General features: G+C 65.7%; 4 protein-coding genes. 2 read left to right on the top strand and 2 right to left on the bottom strand.

Features of this window, described 5'->3' with window-relative positions:
* Together FS320_RS37405 and FS320_RS37400 are read right to left on the bottom strand one after the other, a co-directional pair.
* Positions 1 to 163: response regulator transcription factor (locus FS320_RS37405; RefSeq protein ID WP_152717368.1), on the bottom strand; the 163-nt coding region annotated here is incomplete at its 3' end.
* Between the two features lie 132 nt (positions 164 to 295).
* On the bottom strand, positions 296 to 2044 hold the full coding sequence (locus FS320_RS37400) for a sensor histidine kinase (protein WP_152717367.1): 1749 nt from the start codon (positions 2042 to 2044) through the stop codon (positions 296 to 298).
* A gap of 437 nt (positions 2045 to 2481) precedes the next feature.
* Between FS320_RS37400 and FS320_RS37395 the strand changes: the two genes are divergently transcribed.
* Entirely contained in the window at positions 2482 to 3483 is a 1002-nt protein-coding gene (locus FS320_RS37395) for a formylglycine-generating enzyme family protein (protein ID WP_152717366.1), read from the top strand.
* Between the two features lie 97 nt (positions 3484 to 3580).
* Positions 3581 to 5236: an arylsulfatase gene (locus tag FS320_RS37390; RefSeq protein WP_152717369.1), complete on the top strand. Its 1656-nt coding sequence runs from the start codon at positions 3581 to 3583 to the stop codon at positions 5234 to 5236.
* Positions 5237 to 5278: the final 42 nt, after the last annotated feature.

Here is a 5278-nt window from a genome sequence, read left to right as displayed (position 1 = left end):
AATCGAGGATGACGATGTCGGGCCGGATCGCCAGGGCCTGGTCGACGGCCTGCTTGCCGTCTGTCGCCTCGCCGACGACTTCCCAGCCCTCATGCGCCTCCAGGATGGTCCGGACGCCGGAGCGGACTACGTCATGATCGTCGGCGATCAGGATGCGCGTCATCGCGTGCCTTCCTTCCGCGACCCAGGCCTGCGGCCGTTCCGGTGAGCCCAGGTCCAGAGACAGGATACACTGCCAAGCAGTGTGCCTCACTGGTGCGATACCCTGAAAGTGCTGGAGGCAGACCCTGAATCTTCAGGAGGAAGCCTCGTCGTCCGCCTTGGCCCGGCCCGCCAGCCACGGCATCCGCAGGCGTCCGGCAGGCGGCCGTGCCCGGCCGCCCCCGTGGATCGGCACCATCGCAACGATGCAGGTGCCACCTCGGCCTGTCCGAATCCTCAGTTCACCGCCGAATTGCTCCAGTCGCGCCCGCATGCCTGTCACACCGACGCCGAGCCGGATTGGTCCATCCGGCCGGGCAGCACCTGGCATCCCGTGCCCGTTGTCACGGATGCGAACGATCAGCCGTCCAGACGAGATCCTTGCATCGACGGACACGTGCGAGGCATCGGCATGGCGATGCACGTTGGTGAGCGCCTCCTGCACCACGCGCAGGATCGCCCGTTGGAGCTCCGGCGGCAGCTCGTCGACTTCCTCCGGGATGCGGATGCGGGCGACGAGCCCCATGCGACCGGCGAAGCCCTCGGCAAAGTCCCGTAAGGTGGCCTGGAGGCCGTCGTGCGCCAGATTCGGCGGATGCAGCAGATAGGTGAAGATGCGTAGCTCCCGCAGCGCCTCGGTCAGCAGGCTCTCGATCTCCGCAAACGCGGAGCGGGATGCCGGAGTGGCCGAAACGGTTCTCTCGAGGCCGGCCAGTCCGAGGTTTGCCGCCACCAGGTGCTGCGCCGTCGAGTCGTGCAGCTCGCGGGCAATGCGTTGCCGCTCCTCCTCCTGAAGCGCGAGCAACTGGCTCGACAGCTCGCTGACCTGTTTCTTCGCGCCGGTGACCTGATCGGATAGCGTTCGGAGCGGCCGCTCGACCTGGCGGGCCGTGAACAGGGCCGCAAGCCCCCCGGCCAGGAGAAGGAACGCTGCCATCCCTGCCATCTGGCGCAGGACGCCCGTGACCGGCGTGTTGACGTGGGCGAGCGGGACCGCGACCACGGTCGTCCAGTTGGTCGCCCCGGAACGGCGGTAAGCGACCAGGACCGGGACTCCGTGCTCGTCGACGTCCTCAATGAAGCCTTCGACCGTCTCGCTCCCGTTGGCGGCGGCGAGACGGGCCGCGAGAGCATTTGGCACGGGAATCCGCGCCGACGTCTCAGCACCTCTCGCGGTCACGATCGGCTGGAGCTTGCGGTCGTAGAGGCCCCGCGTCCATCCTTCGGGAGCATCCTGCCCACCCAGGATGGTTCCGAGGCGGTCCTGCGACAGGATGGTGGTGACGAAACCCTTCATCGTGCCGTCGTCGTGGTTGATCCGCAGGCTGAGCGCAACGACCGTCGTCCCGGGCTTCACGAGGCTTGCCATGCGGCCCGACACCGTCCAACCGCGCTCCCGCACCCGGTTCAGGGCTTCCGGATAGGTTGGGAAGTCCCGGTGCCGGGGAAGGGGCGCCCCGAACGGCCGCAGGGTGTTGGCGACCTGCCCCTCCAGATCCTGGAGGATCAGCCAGGAGCCGTCAGGGATCGGCGTCGCCTTGAGCTGGTCGTAGAAGCCCTTAGCGTCGCCGGACTTCAGGGCCGGCGATGATGACAGTCCCTTCAGCAGGGCGTTGCCGGCCGCCACCTCCTGGTCGAACCCGAACGACAGCGCGATCGCCGTGCCAAGGGTATCCTCCCGGATGTGCCGGCGCTCATGCACGGCGTTGGTGAGCAGCAGCGCCGCCGCGACGAGGCAGGTGACCAGGATGACGACCGCGAAGGTCAGGGCGACCCGTCGGCGCAGACGGGGCGGCAGGCCCGGAAGCGAGCGCGCAACCTTCGGGACGGCGCCGTCGCTCATGACGGTGGCCTCCGGCCGCAGGGGCAACGCAACGGGATCGGGGGTCGCGACGAGGACCTTCGGTCCGATAACACAGGTTAAACCCTGACCCGGCCTGCTGTCGACAGGGATCAGTCCGGATCCGGCCCTTGACCGTCAGACCCGACCCGGCTGGCCTTGGCACCAACCAGTGATGCGAACCGAGGGCCCAAATCAGGGTCTGCCTCCATCAGTTTCAGGATTGACCCCAATACCGCTCGACCCCGAACGGGCCGACACTGTCGGTATGCCAGGATGGGAGCAACGATTCCTGCGGCTGTCGTCATCGGACAAGTGAATGTCCAACGCTGTCAAGCAAGCGCCGACAACCCGTCTATGATGCGTGCCTACGGGAAGGCCTTGGACTTTTCCGCCAGCAACTCCCGCTGGCAGCGCACACCCGTTCGAGGGCGGATGCCATGGCTGAAGCAGGTCTGCTCACACCGATGCCGGACGGCTCCATCGACCAGCCGCCGGAACCCGACGGAATGGCCTGGATTCCCGGCGGTACGTTCCGGATGGGATCGGATCAACACTACCCCGAGGAAGCGCCGGTTCATCGCGTCACCGTCGACGGATTCTGGATCGACCGCACACCGATCACCAACCGGCAGTTTCGCGAGTTCGTCCACGCCACCGGGCACGTCACCGTCGCGGAAATCGCCCCCGACCCGAAGGACTATCCCGGCGCTCTGCCCAACCTGCTCCATGCCGGCTCGCTCGTGTTCAGCCCGCCGGATTATCCGGTCGATCTCCGTCACTTCAGCCAATGGTGGGCCTTCAAGCCAAGGGTGAACTGGCGTCGTCCCTACGGCCCGGGCTCATCGATCAAGGGCCTGGACGACCATCCGGTCGTGCATGTCGCCTATGCGGATGCGGCGGCCTATGCGGCGTGGGCCGGCAAGAGCCTGCCGACCGAGGCCGAGTGGGAGTTCGCCGCCCGTGGCGGACTCGACGGCGCCGAGTTCGCCTGGGGCGACGAGTTCACCCCCGGCGGACGCCAAATGGCCAACACCTGGCAAGGTGCCTTCCCGTTCCAGAACAAGCGCGAGGACGGATACGAGCGCACGTCCCCGGTCATCGCTTTTCCGCCGAACGGCTACGGCCTCTACGACATGATCGGCAACGTCTGGGAATGGACCAGCGACTTCTATGCGTCAAAGCATCCGGCCGATGCTCCCAAGGCCTGCTGCATTCCCGAGAACCCGCGCGGCGGCCGCGAAGACCAGAGCTACGCGCCCTGCGAGCCCGGGATCATGATTCCGCGCCGGGTGCTGAAGGGCGGCTCGCACCTGTGCGCGCCCAATTACTGCCGCCGCTACCGACCGGCAGCGCGTCACCCGCAGCCGGTCGACACCTCGACGAGCCATGTCGGCTTCCGCTGCCTAATCAGAGAGAGAGGGAGATCCCATGACCAGTGATCGTGCGTCCTCACAAACACCCGGCGGACGATTCCGCGTCCGGCACATGCGGGCCAAGGCTGCCCTGATCGGGGCGACGGCCCTGGTCTCGGCAACGATGGCAGCTCCGGTCGCTGCCCAGGCGCCACAGCAGCAGCAGCAGCAGCAGCAGAAGCCCAACATTCTGTTCATCATGGGCGACGACATCGGCTGGATGCAGCCGAGCATCTACCACCGCGGCCTGATGGTCGGCGAGACGCCGAACATCGACCGGATCGGCCGGGAAGGCGCCATGTTCACCGACTATGTCGCCATGCAAAGCTGCACCTCGGGCCGCAATGCCTTCTTCACCGGCATGTATCCGCTGCGCACCGGCATGATCCCGCCACAACTGCCCGGCAGCCCGTCCTATCTGCGGCCCGGAACGCCGGCGGTTGCCAAGTTCCTGCTCGATCTCGGCTACAACACCGGCGAGTTCGGCAAGAACCATCTGGGCGACCACACCGCGGCGCTGCCGACGGCGCATGGGTTCCAGGAATATTGGGGCTATCTCTATCACCTTGACGCCATGCAGCAGGTGAGCTTCCCGGACATCAATAAAAATCCGACCACACAAACGATCGCCCCACCGTGCAGGAACACGCCGATCCCGGGCATCGCCGAGGTCCCAGGTGCCGTGGACCCCAAGACGACACGTTGCCTGACACCGCCGCGTCCGGTGCTCGCCTGCAAGTCCTCCGATGGCACGGAAAGGAACCAGATGTGCAGCGACGAGGGTCCGCTGACGCTCGAGCGCTCGGAGACGGTGGACGAGGAAATCTCGGCCAAGGTCATCGACTTCCTCGACCGCAACGACCCAAAGAAGACCAACAAGCCGTTCTTCGCCTGGTACAACCCGGCCCGCATGCATGTCGTGACGGTACTGCCACCGAAGTACGAGGCGATGGTGGGCGAGCGCGGCGGCAAGGACTGGGGCGTCAACGAAGCCGGCATGAAACAGATGGACGACAACATCGGTGAGGTGCTCAAAAAGCTCGAGGACATGGGGCAGCTCGATAACACCATCGTCGTCTTCACGACCGACAACGGCGCCGAGATGATTTCCTTCCCCGACGGGGGCGTGACGCCATTCAAGGGCCAGAAGGGCGAGGCCTGGGAGGGCGGCTACCGCGCGCCGATGGTCGTGCGCTGGCCAGGGCACATCAAGCCCGGCACGGTGAACAACCAGCTCTTCGCCGCGCTCGACTGGCTGCCGACACTCGTCAACATCGCCGGCGGACCCAAGGGCGACGGGCTGAAGCAGCAAATCGAGGCCGGTACGTATCCAGGGATCGTCAAGACGACGCTCGACGGCGTCGACCAGCGTGACCTCCTCGAAGGCAAGACCGATAAATCGGCACGCGACTTCTTCTTCTATTTCTCGGGCGCGACACCATCCGCAGTGCGCTACAAGAACTGGAAGATGTACTACACCATGTCGCAGCCCGGGCCGGCCGGCTGGATCATGCCGCTCGTCCCGTTCCACTTCACGCTGGTCCAGAACATCAAGCGCGATCCGTTCGAGCAGTCGGTCGGCATCGACCAGAAGTCCGCCATGAGCATGGGCGGTGCCCTGGGCGCCCCGGCGACTGCCTTCCAGTACGACTGGAACATGCTGCCGATCGGTCAACAGTTGTGGCTCGAGCACCTAGAGCGCGTTGACATTCATTTGGTCCAGATGAACGCGCTGACGAGGCAAAGGATTGACATAAACGCCCGTGGGGTCTGTTCGTAGCGCGTGGCGATGCGTCTGAAGTGCTTGATTTTCAGGAAGAAG

This window comes from Microvirga tunisiensis, assembly GCF_009296175.1.
GTDB lineage: Bacteria > Pseudomonadota > Alphaproteobacteria > Rhizobiales > Beijerinckiaceae > Microvirga > Microvirga tunisiensis.
This window is presented reverse-complemented; position numbering and strand designations above follow the sequence as displayed.